Genomic DNA, 25,853 nt, shown 5'->3' on the forward strand with positions numbered 1-25,853 from the left:
GATGTCGGGCCGGCGGCATAGACTCGCCGTGCGATGCATCCTCTCTTCGACATCCCCGCGTCCCCGCCCGCGCCTGCCCGGGCACAGCCGCCGCGCCGGACGGGACCCGGCCACCTCGACCCGACGCAGCTGGTGGAGGGACTCAACGGCCCCCAGCGGGACGCCGTCACCCACGCCGGCTCACCGCTGCTGATCGTCGCCGGCGCCGGTTCCGGGAAGACCCGGGTGCTGACCCACCGGATCGCGTACCTGCTCGCCGCGCGGGACGTGCATCCCGGCGAGATCATCGCGATCACCTTCACCAACAAGGCGGCCGGTGAGATGAAGGAGCGGGTGACCGCACTGGTCGGCCCGCGCGCCCGGTTGATGTGGGTCTCCACCTTCCATTCCGCCTGCGTCCGGATCCTGCGCGCCGAGCACGAGCACGCCGGCCTCAAGTCCACCTTCTCGATCTACGACGCCGACGACTCCCGCCGGCTGATGCAGCTGGTCGCCCGCGAGCTCGACCTGGATCCGAAGCGCTACCCGGCGCGTGGCCTGGCCGCCCAGGTCTCCAACCTGAAGAACGAGCTGGTGGATCCGGAGGACTTCGCCGTGCGGGCCAGCGGGCCCAACGAGCGTGCCCTCGCCGAGGCCTACACGCTCTACCAGCGCCGGCTGCGCGAGGCACATGCGCTGGACTTCGATGACCTGATCATGGCGACGGTGCACCTGTTCCAGTCGCACCCGCACGTCGCGGAGAGCTACCGCCGCCGGTTCCGGCACGTCCTGGTCGACGAATACCAGGACACGAACCACGCACAGTACGTCCTGATCAAGGAGCTGGTCTCCGGCACCGCCGGCCTCGACCCGGCGGAGCTGTGCGTCGTCGGAGACGCGGACCAGTCGATCTACGCCTTCCGTGGCGCGACGATCCGCAACATCCTGGAGTTCGAGCGCGACTTCAGCGACGCCCGCACCATCCTGCTGGAGCAGAACTACCGCTCCACCCAGACCATCCTGAACGCCGCGAACGCGGTGATCGACCGCAACACGTCCCGCAAACCGAAGCGGCTGTGGAGCGATGCGGGCACGGGTGAGCCGATCGTCGCCTACGTCGCCGACACCGAGCACGCCGAGGCGGACTGGGTGGCCCGGGAGATCGACCGACTGGTCGACGCCGGTGAGACCCGTCCGGGGGACGTGGCGGTCTTCTACCGCACCAACGCGCAGTCCCGGGTCTTCGAGGAGGTGTTCATCCGGGTCGGTCTGCCCTACAAGGTCGTCGGCGGAGTGCGCTTCTACGAGCGCAAGGAGGTCCGTGACGCGTTGGCCTACCTGCGTTCGGTGGTCAACGACGACGACACGGTCAGCCTCCGCCGGATCCTCAACACGCCGCGCCGGGGCATCGGCGACCGCGCCGAGGCGTGCGTGGAGGCGTTGGCCAACCGGGACCGGGTCTCCTTCGGTGCCGCGCTGCGCCGCGCGAAGGACGCGCCGGGCATCTCGGCCCGGGCGACCAACGGCATCGCCGACTTCGTCGCGCTGCTCGACTCCGCCCGCGAGTTGGCCGTCGACGGCACCCCGGAGGAGGTACTGGAGGCGGTGCTGACCCGCTCGGGATACCTGACCGAGCTGGAGGAGAGCCTCGACCCGCAGGACGCCGGTCGGGTCGACAACCTCCAGGAACTGGTCAGCGTCGCCCGTGAGTACACCGAGCGGATCGAGGTCGCCGGCGCGGAGGGGGAGCGGGCCACCCTGGCCGGCTTCCTGGAGCAGGTCGCGCTGGTCGCCGACGCCGACCAGGTCCCCACCGACGACCCCGAGCACCAGGGCGTGGTCACCCTGATGACCCTGCACACCGCCAAGGGCCTGGAGTTCCCGGTGGTGTTCCTGACCGGCCTGGAGGACGGCGTCTTCCCACACCTGCGCTCACTCGGTGACACCAGGGAGCTGGAGGAGGAGCGGCGGTTGGCGTACGTCGGCATCACCCGGGCCCGGCAGCGGCTCTACCTCTCCCGGGCGGTGACCCGCTCTGCCTGGGGTCAGCCGTCCTACAATCCGCCGTCGCGGTTCGTCGAGGAGCTGCCGCCCGAGCTGGTCCGCTGGGAGCGGACCGAGGGGTCGTACACCTCCTGGGGCGGTGGTGGTGGCGTCGGCGGTCGCGCGGAGCGGATGGCCGACGGTCGCGGCACCTTCGCGGGGGGCACCCTCGGGCCGTGCAACTGGCGCGGAAGCTCGGCGTGGACGGCAGCCGGCTGGCCACCGCCAGCGAGCTGCCGCAGGGGCCGAAGGTCACCGCCGGGGACCGGGTCAACCACCAGCGGTACGGGCTGGGCCGGGTGGTGGCCGTCGAGGGGCACGGCCCCGGCGCCCGGGCGCAGATCGACTTCGGCGAACAGACGCTCTGGCTGGTGCTGCGGCACGCCCCGATCGAGAAGCTCTGAGGGACACCGGCCCGGGATTTACGCCGGGCCGGTGTCCCGGCGGGTCGACCGACTCAGCAGGCCACGTCGAGGCCCCGGGCGCGCAGGAACGGCGCCGGGTCGATCTGGTTCCACAGCTGGCCCTGATGCACCTCGAAGTGCAGGTGCGGGCCTGTGGAGTCGCCGGTGGATCCCTCCAGGCCGATGGTCTGCCCGGTGCCGACCTTCTCGCCCACGCTCACCCTGGCCGTGCTCAGGTGGGCGTAATGGGTGAGGTAGCCGTTGCCGTGGTCGACGAAGACGGAGATGCCATAGCCGTCGCCGACGTCGCCGGCCTTGGTCACGGTGCCGGCGAACGCGGCGCGGACGGGGGTGCCGGCGGGCTGCGCGAAGTCGATGCCGGCGTGCAGGGTGCCCCACCGGGGCCCGTAGCAGGAGGTGACGGCGGCTCCTGCCATCGGGATGACCCAGGACGATTTCGGCGCCGCGCTCCTGGTCGATTTCGGCGCCGCCCTGGTGGCCTTCGTGGCCTTCGGGCTGGGCTTCGCGGTCGGGCTCGCGTCGGCGGTCGGGCTCGTCGACGCGGCGGGCGTCGGGCTGTCCGGGGTGACCGGGCCGCGGGCCGAGCGGTCGGCCCGGTCGGCGGCCTCGGTCCGGGCCTGCGCGTCAAGGGCGACCAGGCCCGGGGCCGGGCTTTCCTCCCGGGTAACGGCGACGACCGCACCGACGCCGAGGCCGACCAGAGCGACCGCACCGACCATCAGGAAGCGGCCGCGCCAGCCGAGGCGGCGCCGGTGCCGGGCGGGGGTGTGGGGGATCTTGCGGGTCGGGGTCGAGCTGTCGTCCTGCACGGCGGACCTCACCGGAATCGAGTGGCACGTGACCTCGAAATCCTGGTGTCGGTCCGGGTGGCCACGGGTATCGGGGGTTCGGTGGCGCACCGACGGCAGCCGGTGCGCTGTCCAGGTCTGTCCGCTGCTGTCGCCGATGCCCGGCGCGGCCGGCCGAGGGCGCTGTGACGTCGGGCACAGTCTGCGTCGTGAGCTGGGACACTTCGCGGGCCACCGGGAAACGTGAAACCGCCCGGATCGATCGATCCGGGCGGTCAACGGGCGTTACGGCGCGTCAGGACTCCGCTACCTCGCTGTAGATTGCCTCGACTTGCAGCTTGATGTCCACTCCGCGCTCCTGCAGCCACGGCACCGGGTCTAGCGGCTTGCCCTTGACATGGATCTCCAGGTGCAGGTGAGGGCCGTAGGAGTGGCCGGTGTTGCCGACCAGGCCGAGCTGGTCGCCGGCCTTGACCTGCTGGCCCTCCCGGACGCTGACCGCGGAGGAGTGGCCGTAGATCGCCTCGCTGCCGTCGGCGTGCTGGACGATGACCGCGTTGCCGTAGCCGCCGAACCAGCCGGCCTTCGTGACCGTGCCCTCGTGGATCGCGACGTACGGCGTGCCCTCGGGGGTGACCAGGTCGATGCCGGTGTGCAGCTTGCCCCAGCGCATCCCGTAGGGGGAGTTGAAGTCGTAGCCGTGCAGCGGCAGCAACCAGGTGCCGGAGTCGGTCGCGCTCTCCGGGCCGCTGCGGCTGTCGCGGGAGGCCCGCTCCGCGGCATCGGCCCGCTCGGCAGCGCCCTGGTTGCTGATCGACGCCTGCTTGAGCTCGTCGAGCACCGTGGGGCTGACGTCCTTGGCGTCCGGCATCGCGCTGGCGCCCAGGGCGACCACACCGGCACCGACGAAGGCGGTGGTGACGACCGCGGCGTACCGGCTGCGCGGGGGGGTGGGTACGCGACGGCGGCCGCGATATCGATCGGGCTCAGACGACAGGCGCTGGCGCACGCACACCCTCCGTTGTCGGGGTTCCGATGCGGTCGGCCGTCGTCCGGATCTGGTGACCCGTCCGCCGGCTGGTCGCGTCGTCACCCGTCCGTAGACCTGATGACAACCGTGGACACGGTAGCCAACCGTTGGTCGTGTCACAAGCCGGAGCGCCGAATTGGCCGCAACGATCTGTCCCTTTCCGTCCGTGATTGTCATGGCTCATGCCGGTGGCGGGCTGCCCTCGTTATCGTCCGTTCGTCGCACACCGTGACCGATCGGCGGAGTCGTCCCGCTTGACGCGACCCTGGGCGGACAGTGTCGCTACGTGAGGTTGTGGTGGCGTCGTGTTCCTTGGCCCCGGCCGCGCCGCCGGACCTGCCGCCCGCCCGGCCCGGTCGCCGCGTCGGCGGCCGTCTGTGCGGCCCCCGTTCCCCGGCCCCGGCCGGGCGGGTTACCGTTCGTCCAGGTGAGTGCCGCAGAGCCGGTGAAAGGGATGCCCAGATGAGCTCTCATGTTCGGGTCGTCGTCGCCAAGCCGGGCCTGGACGGCCACGACCGTGGCGCCAAGGTGGTGGCGCGCGCCCTCCGGGACGCCGGCATGGAGGTCGTCTACACCGGCCTGCACCAGACCCCGGAACAGATCGTGGAGACCGCGATCCAGGAGGACGCCGACGCCGTCGGTCTGTCGGTGCTGTCGGGAGCGCACATGACGCTGTTCCGCCGCGTCCTGGAGTTGCTCGGCGAGCGGGACGCCCGGGACATCGTGGTCTTCGGCGGCGGCATCATCCCGGAAGCCGACCTTCCGGAGTTGGAGCGGCTCGGTGTCGCCAAGATCTTCACGCCGGGTGCCACCACGCAGTCCATCGTGGAGTGGGTCCGGAGCAACGTCGCCCAGCCGGTGGGCTGAGCAACCGGGGCGAGGCCCCGACGTCGGCCCCTCCCCCTGCGCGCAGGGGGGAGGGGCCGGACGCACCCCTCACACGTCCGGCCCCTCTATGCACGATGCCCCGCCGCCACCCCTCGACCGACAGGGCATCGGCCGTTTCGTCGCCGCGCCTCTCAGCGCTCCGACACCTGACTCAACGACGCCCTTCCGGCGGGGTTACGCGCGGCCGGCGAGATCCCGCGCCGACCCGGCAAGATCGCCCGAACGGGTGACGGCGGGCACCGGGCGCCCGGTGGTACGGCCCCGGTGACACTGCGTCGTGGCGAGGCTGTGCATTACCGCACACCGAGCACCCGCTGTCGTTGCCGGCGGTGCCGGCATCGCTAGGCTGCGCCAATGGCCTGCGTCAACTTCCACTGATGCCAGGCACCACACTGTTTTCTTTCCATACGCTGGTGGCGGCGCGACGGTGCGCCGCAGAGACGGGACGGGACGCGCAAACGTGGACCTGTACGAGTACCAGGGGCGGGACCTGTTCGAACGGCACGGGCTTCCCGTGCTCGCCGGCGGCGTCGCCACGACCCCTGAGGAGGCCCGCGCGATCGCCGAACGCCTCGGCGGCCGGGTGGTTGTCAAGGCACAGGTGAAGGTCGGCGGGCGAGGCAAGGCGGGCGGCGTCAAGCTGGCCGAGGGCGCGGAGGAGACGGTGGCCCGCGCCACCGACATCCTCGGTATGGACATCAAGGGTCACCCGGTCCACAAGGTCATGATCACGGTGACCGCCGACGTGGCCGAGGAGTACTACTTCTCGTACCTGCTCGACCGGGCGAACCGCACCTTCCTCTGCATCGCCAGCGTCGCTGGCGGTATGGACATCGAGCAGGTCGCCGCCGAGACCCCGGACCAGGTCGTCAAGGCTCCGATCGACGCGGTCAAGGGCGTGGACGAGGCGACGGCCCGGGAGATCGTCAGCGCGGCCGGCTTCCCGGCCGAGGTCGCCGACCAGGTCGTCGACGTCGCGGTGGGCCTGTGGCGGGCATTCGTCGCCGAGGACGCCACCCTGGTCGAGGTGAACCCGCTGGCCCAGACCAGGGAAGGCAAGCTGCTGCTGCTGGACGCCAAGGTCTCGCTCGACGAGAACGCCGGCTTCCGGCATCCGGACCACGAGGCGCTGGTCGACCAGGCGACCGTGGATCCGCTGGAGCAGGCCGCGAAGGAGAAGGACCTCAACTACGTCAAGCTCGACGGCGAGGTCGGCATCATCGGCAACGGTGCGGGTCTGGTGATGTCCACTCTCGACGTGGTCGCCTACGCCGGCGAGCGGCACGGCAACGTCAAGCCGGCCAACTTCCTCGACATCGGCGGCGGCGCAAGCGCCGCGGTGATGGCCAACGGGCTGGAGATCGTGCTCTCCGACCCGGCGGTCAGGAGCGTCTTCGTCAACGTCTTCGGCGGCATCACGGCCTGCGACGCGGTCGCGAACGGCATCGTGCAGGCGCTGGCCCTGCTCGACCAGCGGGGCGAGCGGGTCACCAAGCCGCTCGTCGTACGCCTCGACGGCAACAACGCCGAGGCAGGTCGGGCGATCCTGGACGGGGCGAACAACCCGCTGATCGAGCGGGTCGACACCATGGACGGCGCGGCCGAGCGGGCCGCCGAGCTGGCAGCTGCGGGGGTCTGACGTATGGCTATCTGGCTGACCAAGGACTCGAAGGTCATCGTCCAGGGGATGACCGGTTCCGAGGGTTCCAAGCACACCCGGCGGATGCTCGTCGCCGGCACGAATGTGGTGGGCGGCGTCAACCCGCGCAAGGCGGGCACCACCGTCGACTTCGACGGCACCGAACTGCCGGTCTTCGCCGGGGTCACCGACGCGATGAAGGACACCGGCGCGGACGTCACCGTCATCTTCGTGCCGCCGCAGTTCACCAAGGGTGCGGTCATCGAGGCGATCGACGCCGAGATCCCGCTGGCCGTGGTGATCACCGAGGGGGTGCCGGTGCATGACACCGCCGCCTTCTGGGCGTACAACGTGACGAAGGGCGAGCGGACCCGGATCATCGGCCCGAACTGCCCCGGGATCGCCTCACCCGGCGCCTCCAACGCCGGCATCATCCCGGCCGACATCACCGGCAGCGGCCGGATCGGCCTGGTCAGCAAGAGCGGCACGCTGACCTACCAGATGATGTACGAACTGCGCGACATCGGCTTCTCGACCTGCGTCGGCATCGGCGGCGACCCGATCATCGGGACGACCCACATCGACGCGCTGGCGGCGTTCGAGGCCGACCCGGACACCGACGCCATCGTCATGATCGGTGAGATCGGCGGCGACGCGGAGGAGCGGGCGGCCGAGTTCATCAAGGCCAACGTCACCAAGCCGGTCGTCGGCTACATCGCCGGTTTCACCGCGCCCCCCGGCAAGACCATGGGGCACGCCGGTGCGATCATCTCCGGTTCGGCGGGCACCGCCGACGCCAAGAAGGCGGCGCTGGAGGCGGCCGGCGTCAAGGTCGGCAAGACGCCGACCGAGACCGCCGAGCTGATGCGTGAGATCATGTCCGCCGGCTGAGCGGAGCAGCGACCACGCCCAGCGAGGGGCCGACCGATGGTCGGCCCCTCAGCGGTTCCAGTACGGGTAGTTCCCGGTCGCCTGGAGGATCAGGCTGACGACGATGTTCAGCACGCCCAGGCCGATGGCCACGTAGCCGAGCACCGGCGACTGCCGGAACCGCCGCGCGTCGCGTATCGACAGCCAGCCGAAGACGATGCCGAGGATGCCGCAGCACAGCACGCCGGTCACGATGCCCAGCACGCCCCAGAGGGTGGTGCGGTCGCGGCCGGCGGGCGGCGGGGGCGGTGGATACGGAGCGTTCACGGCTGCCCTCCGGTCGCTTGTTGCCGCGACATCGCCGCACGGCCCCTGTGCCCGAGGCTAAAGGAGGTCGGCGCCCACGCACGCCGGATCAGGCGAACTCGCCACCGGAGATGGGGCGGTGTCGGGCAGCCGACGCGGGCACGGCATGCCAGAGTAGAGCCGATGTCCTTCGTCACCCCTGACCAGCCTCGTCGGGCCACCGACGCCCGTGGGGCCGGCGCCCGGCCACCCGGCCGCGCCGGCCCGCCGCGCCGGGTGCCGGCTCCCCGGGCCGCGCCCGCGGGCCGCAGCCACCCGCCGCTGGTGGTCGCCGCCCTGGTCGCCGCCGTCGGGGCCGCGGTCACCTCCTGGCTGCCGGTGGCGTTGGTGCTCTGGCTGTTCCAACTGAGCGAGGGTGCCGCCAGCCTGCCCGGCGCCGTGCGGGCCGGAGCGGCCGGATGGTTGCTCGGGCACGGGGTGCCACTGGCCACGGACGCGGGCACCCTGGGGCTGGCCCCGCTCGCGGTGACGGTGCTGGCCGGGTGGCGGCTGATCCGCGCCGGGGTGCACGTCAGCCGCGCGATCGGCGCTCGCGGTGGCCGGTCCCCGGGTCGTACGCTCACCGCCGCCGTGGCGGTGGGCATCGCGTACGCGCTGCTGGGTGCGCTCGCCGCGATGCTGGTCGGGGCCGGCGGTCCCGGTGTGTCGCCGGTGCGCGCCGGGCTGACGCTCGCGGCGATCGGCACGCTCGCCGCCGGCGTGGGAGCCGCCCGCACCACCGGGCTGGCGGAGGTGTTCGAGCAGGCGCCGGTGCCGTTTCGGGAAGGTGTCCGCGCCGGTCTGGCGGCCGGCCTGGCGTTGCTAGGTGCGGGAGCGGCGGTGGCGGGACTGGCCGTGGCGACCGGTGGTGGTGACGCGGCCGACCTGATCGGCGCCTACCGCACGGGAGTGGCCGGACAGGCCGGCATCACCCTGGTCAGCCTGGCGTACGCGCCCAACGCCACCGTGTGGTCGGTGAGCTACCTGCTCGGCCCCGGCTTCGCCGTGGGCACCGACACGGCGGTACGCACCAGCGAGGTCTCCGTCGGTGCCCTGCCGGCCCTGCCGTTGTTCGCCGGCCTGCCCAGCGGGCCGGTCGACGGGGTCGGTGCGGTCGCCGTCCTGGTGTTGCCCGTCCTGGTGGGGATGGCCACCGGGTGGCTGCTTTCCCGCCGGTTGCTGCGGCTGACCGCCGCCGAGCGGGCGCCCTTGCCCTGGAGGCGGCTGCTCGCCCCGGCCGCGCTCGCCGGACCGGTCGCCGGCCTGCTGCTGGGCGCCGCCGCGGAGGCCTCCGGCGGGCCGCTGGGCGCCGGTCGGCTGGCGGAGGTCGGTCCGGTCGGCTGGCAGGTGGCGCTGGCGGCGGTCGTGGTCACCGGCGGCGGTGCGCTGCTCGGTGCCGCCGCCACCCGCTGGTCCACCCGGTTCACCGGCTGAGCCCACGGCCGCCACCGGCTGGTTCCACCCCGGCTTGGCGGCCGAGGTCGGGCCGCACCCGTCGCCCCGGCTGCCGGGCGGGTCTCCCGGGTCGCCGATGTGCCGCCGGCGCGACCACCCGTCGAGGGGCGCCCGGTGCTCCGGACGCCCCTCGACCAGCTTCGCTCAGTTTTGCAGCGGCAGGGCGAAGTTCACCGTCAGCAGCACGATGTGCACCAGGCCCAACAACAGGCCGACCGCGCCGCAGACCAGGCCGGCGAGCGCCTGGCCGGAGTTGCCGGCCCGGCCCTGATCGGCCTTCTGCTTGCCCAGCCAGCCGGTGACCAGCGCGGCCAGCCCCAGCGGGACGCCCAGATAGCAGCAGCTCAGCGGGATCGACGCGATGCCGATGATCATCGCCACCAGGCCGAGGGTGTTCTGCTGCCCCGGCATTGCGGTGAACCCAGCGTTCGGGTACATCGGCGTGCCGCCGTACGGCTGCGGCGGGCCGTACGGGTCGGGGTAGGACTGGCCGTACGGCTGGCCCGACGTCGACGGTGGCCCGTAGCCCGGCGGTCCGTAGCCCGGTGGCCCGTAGCCCGGTGGCCCGTACGCGGGCGGCTGACCGGCCGGCGGCGCGTACGGGTCGTGGGGCGCTGGAGCGGCCGGCGGCCGGTATTCCGGCGGCTCCGGGGTCGGTTGCTGACCGTACGGATCGGCCGGTGGGGCGTACGGATCGGCCGGCGGCGGGGCGTACGGGTTGACCGGTGGCGGAGCGTACGGGTTGGCCGGGGGTGGCGTGGTCGGGTCCCCGTACGGCGGTTGCTGGCCGTACGGGTCCTGACCAGGCTGGCCGGGCTGCATCCGACTCAGTAGCCGGCGGCGCTGCTGCCGCCGGTCATCGCGCCCAGCAGGCTGCCACCCACGCAGCAGACCAGGACGATCGCGATCCAGGCGATGCCGACGATCAGGGCCCACTTGGACCACTTCTTCGACTCGGCCGCGGCGGCCTGGGCGCCGGCGTAGTCACCCTGCTGGAGCAGCGGGTTGACCTTCGAGGCGTTGATGATCGCCGGAATGGCCAGCGGCCAGAACAGGAAGATCGCGACGATCGACATTGTCATGTTGTTGTCGACCGACTGGGGCGGCTGGGACGGGTATCCGGGCTGCATGATGACGTGCTCCTCACGGTTGTTCCCTGACGGGTGCGGGCCGGGTACGCGCCGGTCCCAAGCGACCGGCAGCGTACCCGGTCCGCGCCAGAACGGCAGCCGTCGAAGGGTCTGCTGCCCAGCGGGTGGGCGCCGGTCAGCGGCCGGATAGGGTGTTCCGGTGACCGAGCCCGCCCGCATCGTCGTCCTTGTCTCCGGCTCCGGGAGCAACCTGCAGGCCCTGCTGGACGCGACCGCCGACCCGGCGTACGGCGCACGGGTGGTCGCGGTCGGCGCGGACCGGGACGGGATCGCCGGCCTGGACCGGGCCGCCGCCGCGGGCGTGCCGACCTTCGTCGAGCGGGTCAAGGACCACCCGGACCGGGAGGGGTGGGACGCCGTGCTCACCGCTCGGGTCGCCGAGCACCAGCCGGACCTGGTCATCTCCGCGGGGTTCCTGAAGCTGGTCGGGGCACGGTTCCTCGCCGCCTTCGGCGACCGCTACCTCAACACGCACAACACCCTGTTGCCGGCCTTTCCCGGCATCCACGGCCCGCGTGACGCCCTCGACTACGGGGTGAAGGTGACCGGGGCGACCCTCTTCTTCGTCGACGCCGGTATGGACACCGGCCCGATCGTCGCGCAGGTGGCGGTGCCCGTGCGCGACGACGACGACGTCGACACACTCACCGAACGCATCAAGGAAGCGGAGCGGAGCCAGCTCGTCGAGCAGGTGGGCCGGCTGGTCCGCGAAGGCTGGACGATCACCGGTAGAAAGGTCACGGTTGGAGTGAGTTCCATGCAGGACGGACGCCGCCCGATCCGGCGGGCACTGGTCAGCGTCTACGACAAGACCGGCCTCGCCGAGTTGGCTCGCGCACTGCACGCTGCCGGTGTGGAGATCGTCTCCACCGGCAGCACCGCGTCGACGATCGCCGCGGCCGGGGTGCCGGTGACCCCGGTGGAGCAGGTGACCGGCTTTCCGGAGATCCTCGACGGGCGGGTGAAGACCCTGCACCCGGCGATCCACGGCGGGCTCCTCGCCGACCTGCGCAAGGACGAGCACGCCGTGCAACTGGACGAGCACGGCATCGCCGGGATCGACCTGCTGGTGTCCAACCTGTACCCGTTCCAGGCGACCGTCGCCTCCGGGGCGAGCCAGGACGAGTGCGTCGAGCAGATCGACATCGGCGGCCCGGCGATGGTGCGGGCCGCGGCCAAGAACCACGCCTCGGTGGCCGTGGTGACCGACCCTGGCGCGTACCCGATGCTGCTGGCCGCCCTCGACGGCGGCGGCTTCACCCTGGCGCAGCGTCGGGCGCTGGCCGCCCGTGCCTTCGCCGACATCGCCGAGTACGACGTGGCGGTCGCCGAGTGGTTCGCCGCGTCGGTCGCCCCGGCCGCCGACGGCTGGCCGCAGTTCGCCGGCCTGGCGTTGCGCCGGCAGTCGGTGCTGCGCTACGGCGAGAACCCGCACCAGGCCGCCGCTCTCTACACCGACCCGGCCGGCCCGGTCGGGCTGGCTCAGGCCGAGCAGTTGCACGGCAAGGAGATGTCCTACAACAACTACGTCGACGCGGACGCCGCCTGGCGGGCCGCCAACGACTTCGCCGACCGGCCGGCGGTGGCCATCGTCAAACACGCCAACCCGTGCGGCATCGCGGTCGGCGCGGACGTGGCGCAGGCGCACCGCAAGGCACACGCCTGCGATCCGGTCTCCGCCTTCGGTGGGGTCATAGCGGTGAACCGGCCGGTCTCGGTCGAGTTGGCCGGGCAGATCGCCGAGATCTTCACCGAAGTGGTGGTGGCGCCCGGGTACGAGCCCGGCGCGGCGGAGGCGCTCCAGGCCAAGAAGAACATCCGGCTGCTGCGCGCGCCGGAGTTCCGCCCCGGCCGGCCGAGTGGCGGCAGGTCACCGGCGGCGTACTGGTGCAGCTGCGCGACGCGATCGACGCCGAGGGCGACGATCCGGCCAGCTGGCGGCTGGCCACCGGCGAGGCGGCCGACGCCGAGACCTTCGCCGACCTGGTCTTCGCCTGGCGGGCGGTGCGTGCGGTGAAGAGCAACGCGATCCTGCTGGCCCGCGACGGCGCGACCGTCGGCGTCGGGATGGGGCAGGTCAACCGGGTCGACTCGGCCCGGCTGGCGGTCAGCCGCGCGGGCGCCGACCGGGCACGCGGCGCGGTGGCCGCCTCGGATGCGTTCTTCCCGTTCGCCGACGGCCCGCAGATCCTCCTCGACGCGGGGATCCGGGCGATCGTGCAGCCCGGCGGCTCGATCCGCGACGAGGAGGTGATCGCCGCCTGCAAGCAGGCCGGCGTCACCATGTACCTCACCGGCACCCGCCACTTCTTCCACTAGGGCGGTGTCGAAGTCATCGGTCGAGCCGAGGTGGAGTCCAGGCGGCGGTCCCTAACGCGGCCGGTCGTCGCCTGGGCCGCCGGAGGCCGGCCAGGGACTTCGACACGGGGCCTGGCTTGCGTGGAAGGCTCGGCGCGGTCCTGTTTTCAGCGGATGAGATGCGAATGTGAGATCTTGGACAGTTTCCGTTAACTCCTAACGGAAACTGTCCAAGATCTGGACCGAACCTGTAGCTGGAAACTGCATCGCCGGGGTCGTCCGGTCTGGTGGCGTCCGGTCCGGCCCGGTTCGGCTGGCACGGTTGCGATACGTCGCTCCGGTGCTTTCAGGGGCTGCCGCGTCCAGCCGACGAAGCGTCGGTGTAGTGCGCCGGCGGGTGCCCAGGGCATGCCCTCGGCGACCTGGACGAGACGGGGCAGGCGCGATCCGATCCAGCATGTGAATGCGCGTCGGCCGCTTCGACGCGCCCCGCCGCGACGGGCCGTGCTGGAGGCACCGGGTGCGAGATCCGGGCCGGCTAGGAAGTGTGTCGAGGTCCCTGGCCACGCAGATCGGCCCGCCGGTCTTCGGTCAGGTCGGCGGTCGGATGGCTGTCACGGTCCGCTCTTGGGCCAGCAGGCAGGCGATGCCGTCGGCGGTCATCGGCCGGGCCAGGTGATAGCCCTGGCCACGGGTGTAGCCGAGGTCGCGGAGCACGGCGACCTGCTCGGCGCTCTCGACGCCCTCGGCGACGGTCTCCAGGCCGAGCGCGTGGGCGAGTTGGATCACCGCCCGGGCCACCGCCTGCCGGGCGTCGGCCGCCGCGGCCTGGCCGTCGTCGATCTCGATTCCCTCGACGAAGGACTTGTCGAGCTTCACGATCGCGGCGGGGAAGTCCCGCAGCAGGCTCAGCGACGATTCGCCGGTGCCGAAGTCGTCCAGCGAGAGGCGGATCCCCATCCGGCCGAGTTCGAAGAGGGTCCGGGAGACCTGCTGACCGCGTAGTACCGCGGACTCGGTCACCTCCAGGACCAGCCGCTCGCAGCCGAGCCCGCTCTCGGCGAGCGCGGCCGTCACGTCGGAGACGAAGTCGGGGTCGTGTAGTTGCCGCGCGGAGACGTTCGCGCGGAGACGTTCAGGCCCGCCTCCCGGAGTGCGTCCGGCCCGAACTCCCGAGACCACGCCGCCGCCTGGCGGCACGTCTCGCGCAGCACGAACCGGCCCAGCGGCACGATCAGACCGGTCCGCTCGGCGGCCGGGATGAACTCGGCCGGGCCGACGACGCCGCGGGTCGGGTGGTGCCAGCGGACCAGCGCCTCGACCCCGACCAACCGGTTGTCGTCGAGCCGCAGGATCGGCTGGTAGACGACCCGCAGTTCGTTCTCGTCCAGGGCCCGCCGCAGTTCGCCGCCGAGCTGCATGTGTGCCAGCACCGGCTCACCCATGCCGTCCACGTAGCGTACGAAGCCCGCCTTTCCGCGCTGTTTGGCCGTGTACATGGCGACGTCGGCGTCCCGCAGCACCGAGTCGACGGTGGCACCGGCGGCGGCGTCGGCGATGCCGATGCTGGCCTGCACCAGCCGGCGGTGCTGGCTGATCGGGTGGTCGAGCGCGGCGAGCAGCCGGCCGGCCAGCTCCTCGGGGTCGGCGTCCGCGCCGGTGAGCAGGACGGCGAACTCGTCACCGGCGACCTGCACCGGCAGGCCGTCGTCGCCGACCTCGGCGCGCAGCAGCTGGGCGACCGAGACGAGCAGCCGGTCACCGACGCCGTGCCCGAGCAGGTCGTTGACGGTCTTGAAATCGTCCAGGTCGACCAGGAGCACCGACGTGGGTGTCGTCGCGGCGAGCGCGGACGCGAGCCGGTCCCGGAAGAGCACCCGGTTGGCCAGCCCGGTAAGGCCGTCGTGGCTGACCTCGTGCTGGAGGCGCTCCTCCTGGACCCGGGTTTCCCGCAAGTAGCCGGGCGTTCTCCCGGTAGGCGATGAACTGCGTCACGGCTGTAGACACTAGTGAGTGAGCAGTGGCTCGCCATCCGTCATCGGGTGCTTCTTCGATGCCGCAGTATCCACTGGGGAGGGAGGTTCGTACTCACCGCCCCGGGCGTAGTTCGGCGAAGTGGCAGGCGGAGGGGTGCGGGTCGGCGGCGCGGAGCACGGTCTGCGGGTCCTGGGTGGCGCAGATCTCCTGCGCCTTCCAGCACCTGGTCCGGAAGTGGCAGCCGCTCGGCGGGTCCGCCGGGCTCGGCACGTCGCCGCGTAGCCGGATGATGTTGCGGTGCTGCCGGGCGTCCGGGTCCGGCACCGGCGCCGCGGAGAGCAGCGCCTGGGTGTACGGGTGGGTGGCCCGCTCGTAGATCTCGTCCTCGGTGCCGATCTCCACGATCCGCCCCAGGTACATGACGGCGACGCGGTCGGCGATGTGCCGGACCACCGACAGGTCGTGGGCGATGAAGATGTACGACAGCCCGAACTCGCTCTGGAGCTGCTCCAGCAGGTTGATCACCTGGGCCTGGATGGAGACGTCAAGCGCGGAGACCGGCTCGTCGCAGACGATCACCTCGGGCCGCAGCGCCAGCGCCCGGGCGATGCCGATGCGCTGCCGCTGGCCGCCGGAGAACTGGTGCGGGTAGCGGTTGATGTGCTCCGGGTTCAGTCCGACGACGTCGAGCAGCTCCTGGACCCGGTGCTGCCGGCTGCCCTTCGGCGCCGCCTCCGGGTGGATCTCGAACGGCTCGCCGATGATGTCGCCCACGGTCATCCGCGGGTTCAACGAGGTGTACGGGTCCTGCATGACCATCTGCATGTTGCGCCGGACCCGGCGCAGTTCGCCGCCGGAGGCGGCGAACAGGTCCCGCCCGGCCAGGGTGGCCCGGCCGGCGGTGGGCTTCTCCAGCCGCATCAGCAGCCGGGCGAGGGTGGACTTGCCGCAGCCCGACTCGCCGACGATGCCCAGCGTCTCACCCCGGCGCAGCTCGAAGCTCACCCCGTCGACGGCCTTCACCGCGCCGACCTTCTTCCGGAACACCACGCCCTGGGTGATCGGGAAGTGCTTGACCAGGTGGTTGACGTCGAGGAGCGTTTCGCCGCGCACCTTGGTGGGGTTAGCCGGCGCGGTCATCGCGTACCTCCTGCGCGAAGTGGCACGCGCTGGTCCGGCCGTCGCCGAGGACCAGGTCGTGCGGCACCACGTCCACGCAGACCTGCTGCGCGTACGGGCACCGGGGGTGGAAGGGGCAGCCGCTGGGGATCTGCATGAGGTTCGGCGGCAGACCGCGGATCGTGGACAGCTTCCCGCCCCGCTGGTCCAGGCGCGGGATCGAGTTCAGCAACCCCTTGGTGTACGGGTGGGCGGGCGCGCGGTACAGCGATCGGACGTCGGCGTGCTCGACGATCCGACCCGCGTACATGACGGCGATGCGGTCCGCGACGTCGGCGACGACGCCGAGGTCGTGGGTGATCAGGATCATGCCCATGTCCAGGTCCCGCCGCAGTTCGGCGAGGAGGTCCATGATCTGGGCCTGCACGGTGACGTCCAGCGCGGTGGTCGGCTCGTCGGCGATGAGCACCTTCGGTTCCATCGCCAGGGCCATCGCGATCATGACCCGCTGGCGCATGCCGCCGGAGAACTGGTGTGGGTAGTCACCGAGCCGCTGCGCGGCGGCCGGGATCTGCACCAGGTCCATCAGCTCCACCGAACGCCGGCGGGCGTCCGCGCGGGACATCCCGAGCCGCTGACGCAGCGTCTCGCCGATCTGCCAACCGACCGGAAAGACCGGGTTCAGCGCGGAGAGGGCGTCCTGGAAGACCATCGCGATCTCCTTGCCCCGTATTTGCCGGCGTTGCTCCTCCGGCAGGCCCAGCAGGTCCCGACCCTGGTAGCGGATCGCACCGGAGCTGATGTGCGCCGGCGGGGTGTCCAGGATGCCCATGATGGCCTGGGCGGTGACGGACTTGCCGGAGCCGGATTCGCCCAGCACGGCGAGCGCCTCGCCCGGATCCAGGTGGTAGCTGACTCCATTGATCACCTTGGCGACGCCCTCACCGGTACGGAACTCGACGTGCAGCTCGCTGACCTCCAGCAGGTGCCCGCCGGGTGGGGTCGGGGAGGCCGGTGTCGGCCGGACGGCGTTCTGGCTCATGGGGATCCAGTCACCTCAGCTTCGGGTCGAAGGCGTCACGGATGGCGTCGCCGAGCATGATGAAGGCCAGCACGGTCAGCGCCAGGAACGTCGACGGGACCACCAGCGGCGTCGCCGACTCCCGCATGTGCACCCGGCCGTTGTTGATGTCGATGCCCCAGGAGATGGTCGGTTCCTTCAGCCCGATGCCGAGGAACGACAGCGTCGCCTCGGCGGCGATGAAGGAGCCGAGCGCGATGGTCAGCACCACGATCGCCGGGGCGAGCGCGTTCGGCAGGATGTGCCGCCACATGATGCGGCCGTTGCCGGCACCCAGCATCCGGGCCGCGGCCACGTAGTCCTGCTCCCGCGCGGTGATCACCGAGGAGCGGACGACCCGGGCCGCGGTGGTCCAGCCGAGCACCGCCAGGACGAAGATGACCGCGCCGACGCGGACCGTGGCGCTGTCGCTGCCGACCCGCTTGAGCAGGACGATCGCCGCCAGCAGCAGTGGGATGCCGAGCACGATGTCGATCACCCGGGACAGCACCGCGTCCACCCAGCCGCCGAAGTATCCGGCGAGCATCCCCACGACGAGCGCGATCAGGCCGGTGATCAGCGCGGAGAGCGCGCCCACCAGCAGTGAGGCGCGAGCGCCGTAGACCGAGCGGGCGTACGTGTCGCAGCCCTGGAAGTCGTACCCGAAGATGGCCCCGCCGGACGGCGCGGCGTGTTGCCGGGACAGCACGCACTCGGTCGGGTCGTTGCCGGTGAACAGGCCCGGTACGGCGGCCATCGCGGTCACCAGCAGGACCAGGGCGAGGCTGATCCAGAAGACCGGCTTGCCGCGCAGGTCGCGCCAGGCGTCTCCGGCGAGGCTACGCGGCTTGCGGGGCCGGCCCACCTGGTCCGGCGTGCCCGGTTCACCCGACGGCCCCCGCCGGGCGGCCTGGTTCTCCGAGGCCGCCACCGTCTCGAAGTCACTCATAGCGGATCCTCGGGTCGAGTACGGCGTACAGGATGTCCACCACCAGGTTGGCGACGAGGTAGACCACGACGAGCACGCTGACGATGCCCACCACCAGCGGGCCGTCCTCGGTGCGGATGCCGCGGAACAGGTTGAAGCCGACGCCGGGGATGTTGAACACGCCCTCGGTGATGATCGCGCCGCTCATCAGGTTGCCGACCTCGACACCGAGAAAGGTGATCACGGGGATGAGCGAGTTGCGCAGCACGTGCACGCTGACCACCCGCCGGCCCGGCAGACCCTTCGACCGGGCGGTGCGCACGTAGTCGGCGCGCAGGTTCTCGGCCACCGAGGTCCGGGTCAGCCGCAGCGCGGTGGCCAGGGAGAGCGAGCCGAGCACGATGCCCGGCAGCAGCAGCGCGTGGAAGTCGGGGTCCGCCCCGGCGGTGGGCGGGAACAACTGCCACCTGACGCCGAGGAAGTACTGCGCGAGGGGGGCGAGCACGATGGTCGGGATGCCGAGCACCAGCAGGGTCAGCACGAGGGTGGCGTTGTCGAAGATGCCGGCTCGCCGGATGCCGGCGAGCACACCGGCGGTGACGCCGAAGATGACGGCGACCGCGATGGCGATCAGCGCCAGTTTGATCGTGACGGGCCAGGCGGCGGCGAGGATCTCGCCGATCGACCGCCCGGTGAGCGACTCACCCAGGTCGCCGCGAACCAGGTTGGAGAGGTAGTCGAAGTACCGGTAGAAGAAGCCGCCGACCCCGGTGGCGTCCAGGTGGTACTTCTCGGTGAGGTACGCCCGCTGCGCGGCGGTGACCGGGCGCTCACCGGCGAGCGCCTGGATCGGGTCGCCCTGGCCGGCGAACATCAGGGCGTAGACGATCAGGGTGGTCCCGAAGAAGGCCAGGACCATCTGGAGTAGACGCCGCACGACGAAGCGGAACATACTTGGCAGTCTCTCTGAAAAGGGGCGAACCGCGTGGCGGGTCGGGTCACCTCGCGATGACCCGACCCGCCTGCGTGGGTGTTACCTGACGGCCTCGATCTTGACCAGGTCGACCCGGTCGAAGAGGTCCATCTCGACGTTCTTGACCTTGGTCGAGTGGCCGAAGTTGTTCTGGCCGAACCGCAGCGGCACCACCGGCAGGTCCTCCGCCAGCAGGTCCTCGGCCTCCTGGTACTTCTTGATCGCTTCCTCCTCGCTGGGGGCGCTGGCGCCCTCGGCGAGCAGCCGGTCGAACTCCGGGTTGCTGTAGCCGTAGTAGTTCGACGAACCGTTGGTGCTGTACAGCGGGCCCAGGTAGTTCTCCATGGACGGGTAGTCCATGATCCAACCCATCCGGAACAGGCCGACCGGTTGCTTGGCCTTGACCTTGGTCAGCAGGTCGGCGAACTTCGGCTCGGCACTGCCGACGCAGTCCACGCCCAGGTTGGCCTTGAGCTGGTTGCAGGTGGCGTCGATCCAGTCCTTGTGGCCGCCGTCACCGTTGTAGGACAGGGTGATCTTCGACGGACCGTCGGCGGCCTGGTAGAGCGCCTTGGCCTTGGCCGGGTCGAACTCGCCCGCGGCGCCGACGGTGTTCTCCCGGTAGCCGGCGACGGCCGGCGAGACGAACGAACGGGCCGGCTGCTGCGAGTCCTTGAAGATCGACGTGGTGATCTCGTCCCGGTCGATCGCCATCGAGATGGCCTTGCGCACGTCCGGGTTGCTGAACTCGTCCTGGAAGGTGGGGAAGGCCAGGAAGTGCAGCGACGAGGCGGGGCTCTGCAGGAACCGGTCGCCCAGGTCGGTCTCGGCCGTCGAGAGGTTCTCGGTCGGGATCGTCTTGATCACGTCGAGGTTGTCCGACAGCACGTCCGCGTAGGCGGCGGTCAGCTGCTGGTAGATCCGGAACTCGACACCGGCCACCTTCGGCTGCTCGCCGGGGAAGGCGTCGTACCGCTCGACCACGACCTTGGCGTCGTGCTGCCAGGTGCCCTTCATCTTGAACGGGCCCTGACCGATCGGCGCCTGCTCGTAGCCCTCGACCAGCTCGCCGGGCGCGGAGAACGCGGCCTGCGGCAGCGGGTAGAAGGCGGTGTAGCCGAGCATCGACTTGAACTCGCTGTACGGCTGCGACAGCGTGACCGTGAAGCTCTGGTCGTCGACCTTCTTCAGGCCGGTGAGCGTCTCGGCCTTCGGGCTCTCACCCTGAAGGTCGTCGTATCCGGCGATCTTCTCGAAGAAGTAGCTGGAGTTCTGCCCGTTCGGTGCGTACGCGCCGTAGTTCCAGGCGTCGATGTAGTTGTCGGCGGTGACGTTCTCGCCGTTGTGGAACGTGTAGCCGTCCTTGAGCTCGATCGTCCAGGTGGTGTTGTCCTCGGACGTGATCGACTCGGCGGCCACCTCGTACGGCTTGTGGGCCTCGTCGTAGTCGACAAGCGGGCTGAACAGAGCGGCGAGCACCTGGGAACCGCTGGTCTCGTTGGTGTTGGTCGGCAGCAGGTGCTGCGGCTCGGCGATCTCGATCCGTACCGCCGCGTTGGGGTCGCTCTCGCCGGATCCGCCGTCGCCGCCCGAGCCGCAGGCCACCAGGCCCAGGGTCACCGCGAGCGGGAGGGCGGTCCAGGCGGCAAGCCTACGAACACGCATCTAGCCTCCTCATCTCCACTACGCTGCGCAGTCGGGCCCGGCATTGGGTGACGCTGCGCAACGATCGGCAACGGTAGGTCACCTAACGTGACTCGGCAACGTAGCGGTTGCGAAGGTGTAACGGAACGGCGCACGATTCCTTGCCGGACGCTCGGATCCGTGCTACTCGATCGGCGAGATCCGCCGGCCTGGCTGGGGAGATTCGAACCTTTGTGGCGAATCCGGCGGTTGCCGGGTCCCGCTGGGGCGAATGGCCGTGCTCGACGGATTGCGCACCTTCATGCTCCGTCGTCCGCTCCCGCTGTGTCTGGCTCCACAATTCATCACTCAAAGTGACGAAAGACACCTCACGGAAAGTAGTCTGGCGGGTCGAGGCAACCAGGTCGGGGGAGCCGACGGCACCGCTCGTGAGACGATCTGGACGTGACGGCGACGCTTCTGGACGGCAAGGCGACCGCGGCCGAGATCAAGGACGAGCTCCGGGCGCGGGTCAAGGCACTGGCGGAACGAGGCACCGTGCCGGGGCTCGGCACGGTGCTGGTCGGGGCGGACCCCGGTTCCCAGGCGTACGTGAACGGCAAGCACCGGGACTGCGCCGAGGTCGGCATCGCCTCGATCCGCCGGGAGCTGCCGGCCGACGCCGGTCAGGCGCAGGTCGACGAGATCCTCGCCGAACTCAACGCCGACCCGGCGTGCCACGGCTACATCGTCCAGCTGCCGCTGCCGGGACACCTGGACACGCAGCGGGTGCTGGAGTCGATCGACCCGGACAAGGACGCCGACGGCCTGCATCCGGTCAACCTGGGCCGGCTGGTGCTCGGCTACGACGCACCCTTGCCGTGCACCCCGCGCGGCGTCGTGGAACTGCTCCGCCGGCACGAGGTGCCGTTGCGCGGGGCCAACGTGGCGGTGGTGGGCCGGGGCAACACGGTCGGCCGACCGCTGGGGCTGCTACTCACCCGGCGCAGCGAGAACGCCACGGTCACCCTGTGCCACACCGGCACCCTCGACCTGGCCGCGCACACCCGTGCCGCCGACATCGTCATCGTCGCGGCCGGCGTGCCCGGCCTGCTCACCGCGGACATGGTCACCCCGGGCGCGGTCGTGGTCGACGTGGGCATCACGCGCGTGATCGGCGCGGACGGCAAGGGTCGCTACACCGGCGACGTGGACCCGGAGGTCGCCGAGGTGGCCGGCAAGCTGGTGCCGATGCCCGGCGGTGTCGGCCCGATGACCCGAGCCATGCTGCTCACCAACGTCGTCGAGCGTGCCGAACGCGGCTGAGGCCGGTTGCCGAACGCGGCTGTCGGCGGCGCCGAACGCGGCTGTCGCCGGTCGGCGTGAACCGGGCGGCCGGTGAGGTTCACCCCATCCCGGCGATCGCCGCCGCCCCTGGCCGGTTCGGTGCCAGGATGACTGATACGGTCCGGAAAACCGACTGGTATCAGGGAGTGGGACGACCATGGGTAAGAAGGTCACTGTCGTCGGCGCCGGTTTCTACGGCTCCACCACCGCGCAGCGCCTCGCCGAGTACGACGTCTTCGACACTGTCGTGATCACCGACATCGTGGAGGGCAAGCCGGCCGGCCTTGCCCTGGACCTCAACCAGTCGCGGGCCGTCGAGGGCTTCGAGACCAAGGTCGTCGGCGTCACCACCGGCCCCAACGGCGAGGGTTACGAGGCCATCGAGGGCTCCGACGTGGTCGTCATCACGGCCGGCCTGCCGCGCAAGCCGGGCATGAGCCGGATGGACCTGCTGGAGACCAACGCCAAGATCGTCCGCCAGGTCTCGGAGAACGTCGCCAAGTACGCCCCGAACGCCGTCGTCATCGTGGTCTCCAACCCGCTCGACGAGATGACCGCGCTGGCCCAGCTCGCCACCCAGTTCCCCCGCAACCGGGTGCTCGGTCAGGCCGGCATGCTCGACACCGCCCGGTTCACCAACTTCGTGGCCGAGGCGCTCGGCGTACCGGTGCGGTCGGTGCGCACCCTCACGCTCGGCTCGCACGGTGACACCATGGTGCCGGTGCCGTCGAAGAGCACCGTGAACGGCAAGCCGCTGCGCGACGCCATGCCGGCCGAGCAGATCGAGGAGCTGGTCGTGAAGACGCGCAACGGGGGCGCCGAGGTGGTCGCCCTGCTGAAGACCGGTTCGGCGTACTACGCGCCGTCGGCCGCCGCCGCCCGGATGGCCAGGGCCGTCGCGGAGGACTCCGGCGAGGTCATGCCGGTCTGCGCCTGGGTCGACGGCGAGTACGGCATCTCCGGCGTCTACCTCGGTGTCGAGGCCGAGATCGGCCGCGATGGCGTCCGGCGGGTCGTCGAGACCGACCTGGACGCCGACGAACTGGCCAGCCTGACCGCCGCCGCCGAAGCCGTCCGCACCAAGCAAGCCGACATAACCTCCCTCTAACCCCACCCCACCCCACCCCACCGCCTCGTTGATCATGAAGTTGGCGGGACTTTTGAAGATCGAAGTGACCGCTAACCTCATGATCAACCCAACCGGGGTGAGGGGGAGGGGGAGCGGGTGGGGGGTTTGCAGTACGCTCGTACTGCTTGAGCATGTCCCCTGAGAGGAGCGCCGGTCGATGGCGAAGATCAAGGTAAACAACCCGGTCGTGGAGCTCGACGGCGACGAGATGACCCGGATCATCTGGAAGCAGATCCGGGAGCAGCTGATCCTGCCCTACCTCGACGTCGACCTGCATTACTACGACCTGTCGATCCAGCACCGTGACGCCACCGACGACCAGGTGACCGTCGACGCCGCCAACGCCATCAAGCAGCACGGCGTGGGCGTCAAGTGCGCCACCATCACCCCCGACGAGGCCCGGGTGGAGGAGTTCGGCCTGAAGAAGATGTGGCGGTCGCCGAACGGCACCATCCGCAACATCCTCGGCGGCGTGGTGTTCCGCGAGCCGATCATCATGTCCAACGTGCCGCGGCTCGTCCCGGGCTGGACCAAGCCGATCATCATCGGCCGGCACGCCCACGGCGACCAGTACAAGGCCACCGACTTCGTCGTCCCCGGCCCGGGCACGGTGACCATCACCTACACCCCCGCCGACGGCTCGCAGCCGGTCGAGATGGAGATCGCCAACTTCCCCGGTGGCGGCATCGCGATGGGCATGTACAACTTCGACGAGTCCATCCGGGACTTCGCCCGGGCCTCGTTCCGGTACGGCCTGGACCGCAACTACCCGGTCTACATGTCCACCAAGAACACCATCCTCAAGGCGTACGACGGCCGGTTCAAGGACATCTTCGCCGAGGTGTTCGAGAACGAGTTCAAGGCGGAGTTCGACGCCGCCGGCCTCACCTACGAGCACCGGCTCATCGACGACATGGTCGCCGCCGCGCTCAAGTGGGAGGGTGGCTACGTCTGGGCCTGCAAGAACTACGACGGTGACGTGCAGTCCGACACCGTCGCGCAGGGCTTCGGCTCGCTCGGCCTGATGACCTCCGTCCTGCTCAGCCCCGACGGTCGTACCGTCGAGGCCGAGGCCGCCCACGGCACCGTCACCCGGCACTACCGGCAGTGGCAGAAGGGCGAGAAGACCTCGACCAACCCGATCGCCTCGATCTACGCCTGGACCCGGGGCCTGGCCCACCGGGGCAAGCTGGACGACACCCCGGCGGTCACCGAGTTCGCCAACACGCTGGAGCAGGTCATCGTCGACACCGTCGAGGCCGGTCAGATGACCAAGGACCTGGCGCTGCTCATCTCGCGGGACGCCCCGTGGCTGACCACCGACGAGTTCATGAACGCACTCGACGAGAACCTGGCCCGCCGCCTCGGCGCCTGAGCCCCGTGAGCAGCCACCGAACCCGCCGGCCCGGGCCGGCGGGTTCGGTGTTTCCGGCACGCCGGTCGGTTCCGGCACGCCGGTCACCTGCCGGCGTGTCGGGTGACGGCACGCCACCGGGCGTCACCCGGCTCGGCGCGCCTCGTTGACCTGGGTGGACGAGATGCCAGTCCCGTCCTGGAAGGTTGACCGTCGCCGCCGCGCGGCGCGCGTGCCCAGCAGCCAGCCTTCCCGGCTGTCGTGCACAGCCAGCCGTCCCTTCCCTGCGGGGGCCCTGTCCCGGGCCCCCGCGCCCTGCTGCCGCAGCTGGCCGGATCCGTGTCGGCGGGCGGTCAGGCCGCGCGCAGCAGGGCCGCCGCCCGTTCCGGGGCGATGTCGTTGATGAACACTCCCATCGCCGACTCCGAGCCGGCCAGGTACTTCAGCTTGTCCGCCGCCCGCCGGACACTGAACAGTTGCAGGTGCAGATGCCCCAGCTCGCGGCCGACGTGTACCGGAGCCTGGTGCCAGGCGGCGATGTACGGCATGGGCACGTCGAACAGCCCGTCGAAGCGGCGCAGCAGATCCAGATAGAGCGGGCCGAAGGCGTCCCGTTCGGCATCGGTCAGCGCCGGGATGTCGGGCACCGGCCGGTGCGGCGCGACGTGCACCTCGAACGGCCACCGGGCCGCCGCCGGGACGTACGCCGTCCAGTGCTCGTTCGTCGCCACCACCCGCTCCCCGGCGGCACGTTCGGCGGCGAGTACGTCGGCGTACAGGTTGCGGCCGCCGGTGCGCCCGGCATGCCGGCGGGCCGCGCCCAGCAGTGACCGGGTGCGCGGGGTGAGGAACGGGTACGCGTAGATCTGCCCGTGCGGGTGGTGCAGGGTCACCCCGATCTCCACCCCCCGGTTCTCGAAGCAGAACACCTGCTCGACGCCGTCCAGCCCACCGAGCACCGTGGTCCGGTCCGCCAGCGCGTCGAGCACGGTGCGCACCCGGCGCGGCGGCAGAGCGGCGAACGAGGCGTCGTGGTCGTCGGTGAAGCAGACCACCTCGCAGCGGCCCTGCCCGGGCCGGACCGCGGTGAACGGGGTGATCCCGGCCGGTTCGGCGACCACCCGTCCGCTGAGCGCCGGGAACCGGTTCTCGAACACCGCGACCGCGTAGTCCGGGGCCGGGATCTCGCTGAGCCGGTCCCCGGTCGACGGGCAGAGTGGGCACTGGTCGGCCGGCGGGAGGAAGGTCCGCGTCTGCCGGTGCACCGCGACCGCCACCCACTCGTCGGTCAGCGGGTCGTGGCGCAGCTGCGAGGCGGGCGGGGGAGGGGGCAGCTCGCGCCGGTCCGGCTGGTCCCGTACGGCGTCGTCCCGCTCGTCGAAGTAGACCAGCTCACGGCCGTCGGCCAGGCTGATCTCCGTACGCTTCATCG

General features: G+C 71.0%; 20 protein-coding genes and 3 pseudogenes. 10 read left to right on the forward strand and 13 right to left on the reverse strand.

Going from position 1 to position 25,853, the window contains the following annotated elements:
- The first annotated feature begins 33 nt into the window (after positions 1 to 33).
- Positions 34 to 2,426: pseudogene (gene pcrA / locus KIF24_RS03955) on the forward strand (DNA helicase PcrA).
- A gap of 53 nt (positions 2,427 to 2,479) precedes the next feature.
- On the opposite strand, the gene KIF24_RS03960 reads toward pcrA, so the two are convergent.
- Both KIF24_RS03960 and KIF24_RS03965 read right to left on the reverse strand, forming a co-directional pair.
- The gene (locus tag KIF24_RS03960) at positions 2,480 to 3,256 is read right to left on the reverse strand and encodes a M23 family metallopeptidase (RefSeq protein ID WP_331461001.1); all 777 of its coding nucleotides are present in this window, start codon (positions 3,254 to 3,256) and stop codon (positions 2,480 to 2,482) included.
- 274 nt (positions 3,257 to 3,530) lie between these two features.
- Complete coding sequence (locus KIF24_RS03965; RefSeq protein WP_221082794.1) at positions 3,531 to 4,244, reverse strand: M23 family metallopeptidase; 714 nt, start codon at positions 4,242 to 4,244, stop codon at positions 3,531 to 3,533.
- Positions 4,245 to 4,727: 483 nt separating this feature from the next.
- Between KIF24_RS03965 and KIF24_RS03970 the strand changes: the two genes are divergently transcribed.
- From KIF24_RS03970 to sucD, 3 genes are all read left to right on the forward strand, one after another.
- The gene (locus KIF24_RS03970; protein WP_221082795.1) at positions 4,728 to 5,132 is read left to right on the forward strand and encodes a cobalamin B12-binding domain-containing protein; all 405 of its coding nucleotides are present in this window, start codon (positions 4,728 to 4,730) and stop codon (positions 5,130 to 5,132) included.
- Between the two features lie 481 nt (positions 5,133 to 5,613).
- Positions 5,614 to 6,792, forward strand: coding sequence for an ADP-forming succinate--CoA ligase subunit beta (gene sucC, locus KIF24_RS03975; RefSeq protein WP_221082796.1), 1,179 nt, complete (start codon positions 5,614 to 5,616; stop codon positions 6,790 to 6,792).
- A 3-nt stretch (positions 6,793 to 6,795) separates the two neighbouring features.
- On the forward strand, positions 6,796 to 7,683 hold the full coding sequence (gene sucD / locus KIF24_RS03980; protein ID WP_221082797.1) for a succinate--CoA ligase subunit alpha: 888 nt from the start codon (positions 6,796 to 6,798) through the stop codon (positions 7,681 to 7,683).
- Positions 7,684 to 7,731: 48 nt separating this feature from the next.
- Here the strand turns inward: sucD and KIF24_RS03985 are convergent, their stop codons facing one another.
- Positions 7,732 to 7,989: a DUF4190 domain-containing protein gene (locus KIF24_RS03985; protein WP_221082798.1), complete on the reverse strand. Its 258-nt coding sequence runs from the start codon at positions 7,987 to 7,989 to the stop codon at positions 7,732 to 7,734.
- A gap of 162 nt (positions 7,990 to 8,151) precedes the next feature.
- On the opposite strand from KIF24_RS03985, the gene KIF24_RS03990 reads away from it, so the two are divergent.
- The gene (locus KIF24_RS03990; RefSeq protein ID WP_221082799.1) at positions 8,152 to 9,441 is read left to right on the forward strand and encodes a cell division protein PerM; all 1,290 of its coding nucleotides are present in this window, start codon (positions 8,152 to 8,154) and stop codon (positions 9,439 to 9,441) included.
- A gap of 165 nt (positions 9,442 to 9,606) precedes the next feature.
- Here KIF24_RS03990 and KIF24_RS03995 read toward each other — a convergent pair whose 3' ends face one another.
- Together KIF24_RS03995 and KIF24_RS04000 are read right to left on the reverse strand one after the other, a co-directional pair.
- Entirely contained in the window at positions 9,607 to 10,284 is a 678-nt protein-coding gene (locus KIF24_RS03995; RefSeq protein WP_221082800.1) for a DUF4190 domain-containing protein, read from the reverse strand.
- Positions 10,285 to 10,289: 5 nt separating this feature from the next.
- Positions 10,290 to 10,592: a CD225/dispanin family protein gene (locus tag KIF24_RS04000; RefSeq protein ID WP_221082801.1), complete on the reverse strand. Its 303-nt coding sequence runs from the start codon at positions 10,590 to 10,592 to the stop codon at positions 10,290 to 10,292.
- Positions 10,593 to 10,752: 160 nt separating this feature from the next.
- On the opposite strand from KIF24_RS04000, the pseudogene purN reads away from it, so the two are divergent.
- Both purN and purH read left to right on the forward strand, forming a co-directional pair.
- Positions 10,753 to 11,358, forward strand: a pseudogene (gene purN, locus KIF24_RS04005) (phosphoribosylglycinamide formyltransferase); the annotation flags it as partial.
- Positions 11,359 to 11,361: 3 nt separating this feature from the next.
- A pseudogene (gene purH, locus KIF24_RS04010) lies at positions 11,362 to 12,932 on the forward strand (bifunctional phosphoribosylaminoimidazolecarboxamide formyltransferase/IMP cyclohydrolase).
- Between the two features lie 570 nt (positions 12,933 to 13,502).
- On the opposite strand, the gene KIF24_RS32120 reads toward purH, so the two are convergent.
- The 7 genes from KIF24_RS32120 to KIF24_RS04040 all read right to left on the reverse strand — a co-directional run bounded on the left by KIF24_RS32120 (position 13,503) and on the right by KIF24_RS04040 (position 20,633).
- A complete protein-coding gene (locus KIF24_RS32120) occupies positions 13,503 to 13,988 on the reverse strand; it encodes an EAL domain-containing protein (RefSeq protein WP_407939870.1) in 486 nt (161 codons plus the stop codon).
- On the reverse strand, positions 13,985 to 14,866 hold the full coding sequence (locus KIF24_RS32125) for a diguanylate cyclase domain-containing protein (RefSeq protein WP_230414839.1): 882 nt from the start codon (positions 14,864 to 14,866) through the stop codon (positions 13,985 to 13,987). Before KIF24_RS32125 ends, KIF24_RS32120 begins: the two co-directional genes overlap by 4 nt.
- A gap of 133 nt (positions 14,867 to 14,999) precedes the next feature.
- Positions 15,000 to 16,028 carry an ABC transporter ATP-binding protein gene (locus KIF24_RS04020; protein ID WP_221082802.1) on the reverse strand — a complete coding sequence of 343 codons (1,029 nt, stop codon included), beginning with the start codon at positions 16,026 to 16,028 and terminating at the stop codon, positions 15,000 to 15,002.
- Complete coding sequence (locus KIF24_RS04025; RefSeq protein WP_221082803.1) at positions 16,012 to 17,049, reverse strand: ABC transporter ATP-binding protein; 1,038 nt, start codon at positions 17,047 to 17,049, stop codon at positions 16,012 to 16,014. The genes KIF24_RS04020 and KIF24_RS04025 overlap by 17 nt, the downstream gene beginning before the upstream one ends.
- 10 nt (positions 17,050 to 17,059) lie before the next feature.
- Complete coding sequence (locus KIF24_RS04030; RefSeq protein ID WP_221082804.1) at positions 17,060 to 18,016, reverse strand: ABC transporter permease; 957 nt, start codon at positions 18,014 to 18,016, stop codon at positions 17,060 to 17,062.
- Positions 18,009 to 18,947: an ABC transporter permease gene (locus KIF24_RS04035; RefSeq protein WP_221082805.1), complete on the reverse strand. Its 939-nt coding sequence runs from the start codon at positions 18,945 to 18,947 to the stop codon at positions 18,009 to 18,011. The genes KIF24_RS04030 and KIF24_RS04035 overlap by 8 nt, the downstream gene beginning before the upstream one ends.
- 81 nt (positions 18,948 to 19,028) lie before the next feature.
- The gene (locus KIF24_RS04040; protein ID WP_221082806.1) at positions 19,029 to 20,633 is read right to left on the reverse strand and encodes a peptide ABC transporter substrate-binding protein; all 1,605 of its coding nucleotides are present in this window, start codon (positions 20,631 to 20,633) and stop codon (positions 19,029 to 19,031) included.
- A 423-nt stretch (positions 20,634 to 21,056) separates the two neighbouring features.
- Here KIF24_RS04040 and KIF24_RS04045 point away from each other — a divergent pair, with 423 nt between their 5' ends.
- The 3 genes from KIF24_RS04045 (at position 21,057) to KIF24_RS04055 (ending at position 24,442) form a co-directional block, all read left to right on the forward strand.
- On the forward strand, positions 21,057 to 21,917 hold the full coding sequence (locus tag KIF24_RS04045; RefSeq protein ID WP_221082807.1) for a bifunctional methylenetetrahydrofolate dehydrogenase/methenyltetrahydrofolate cyclohydrolase: 861 nt from the start codon (positions 21,057 to 21,059) through the stop codon (positions 21,915 to 21,917).
- A gap of 178 nt (positions 21,918 to 22,095) precedes the next feature.
- Positions 22,096 to 23,046, forward strand: coding sequence for a malate dehydrogenase (locus tag KIF24_RS04050; RefSeq protein WP_221082808.1), 951 nt, complete (start codon positions 22,096 to 22,098; stop codon positions 23,044 to 23,046).
- A 178-nt stretch (positions 23,047 to 23,224) separates the two neighbouring features.
- Complete coding sequence (locus KIF24_RS04055; protein ID WP_221082809.1) at positions 23,225 to 24,442, forward strand: NADP-dependent isocitrate dehydrogenase; 1,218 nt, start codon at positions 23,225 to 23,227, stop codon at positions 24,440 to 24,442.
- Between the two features lie 332 nt (positions 24,443 to 24,774).
- Here KIF24_RS04055 and galT read toward each other — a convergent pair whose 3' ends face one another.
- Positions 24,775 to 25,851 (reverse strand): galactose-1-phosphate uridylyltransferase, encoded by a 1,077-nt coding sequence (gene galT, locus KIF24_RS04060; protein ID WP_221082810.1) that lies wholly within the window; start codon positions 25,849 to 25,851, stop codon positions 24,775 to 24,777.
- Positions 25,852 to 25,853: the final 2 nt, after the last annotated feature.

Origin of the sequence: Micromonospora tarapacensis (genome assembly GCF_019697375.1) — a bacterium.
Classification (GTDB): domain Bacteria; phylum Actinomycetota; class Actinomycetes; order Mycobacteriales; family Micromonosporaceae; genus Micromonospora; species Micromonospora tarapacensis.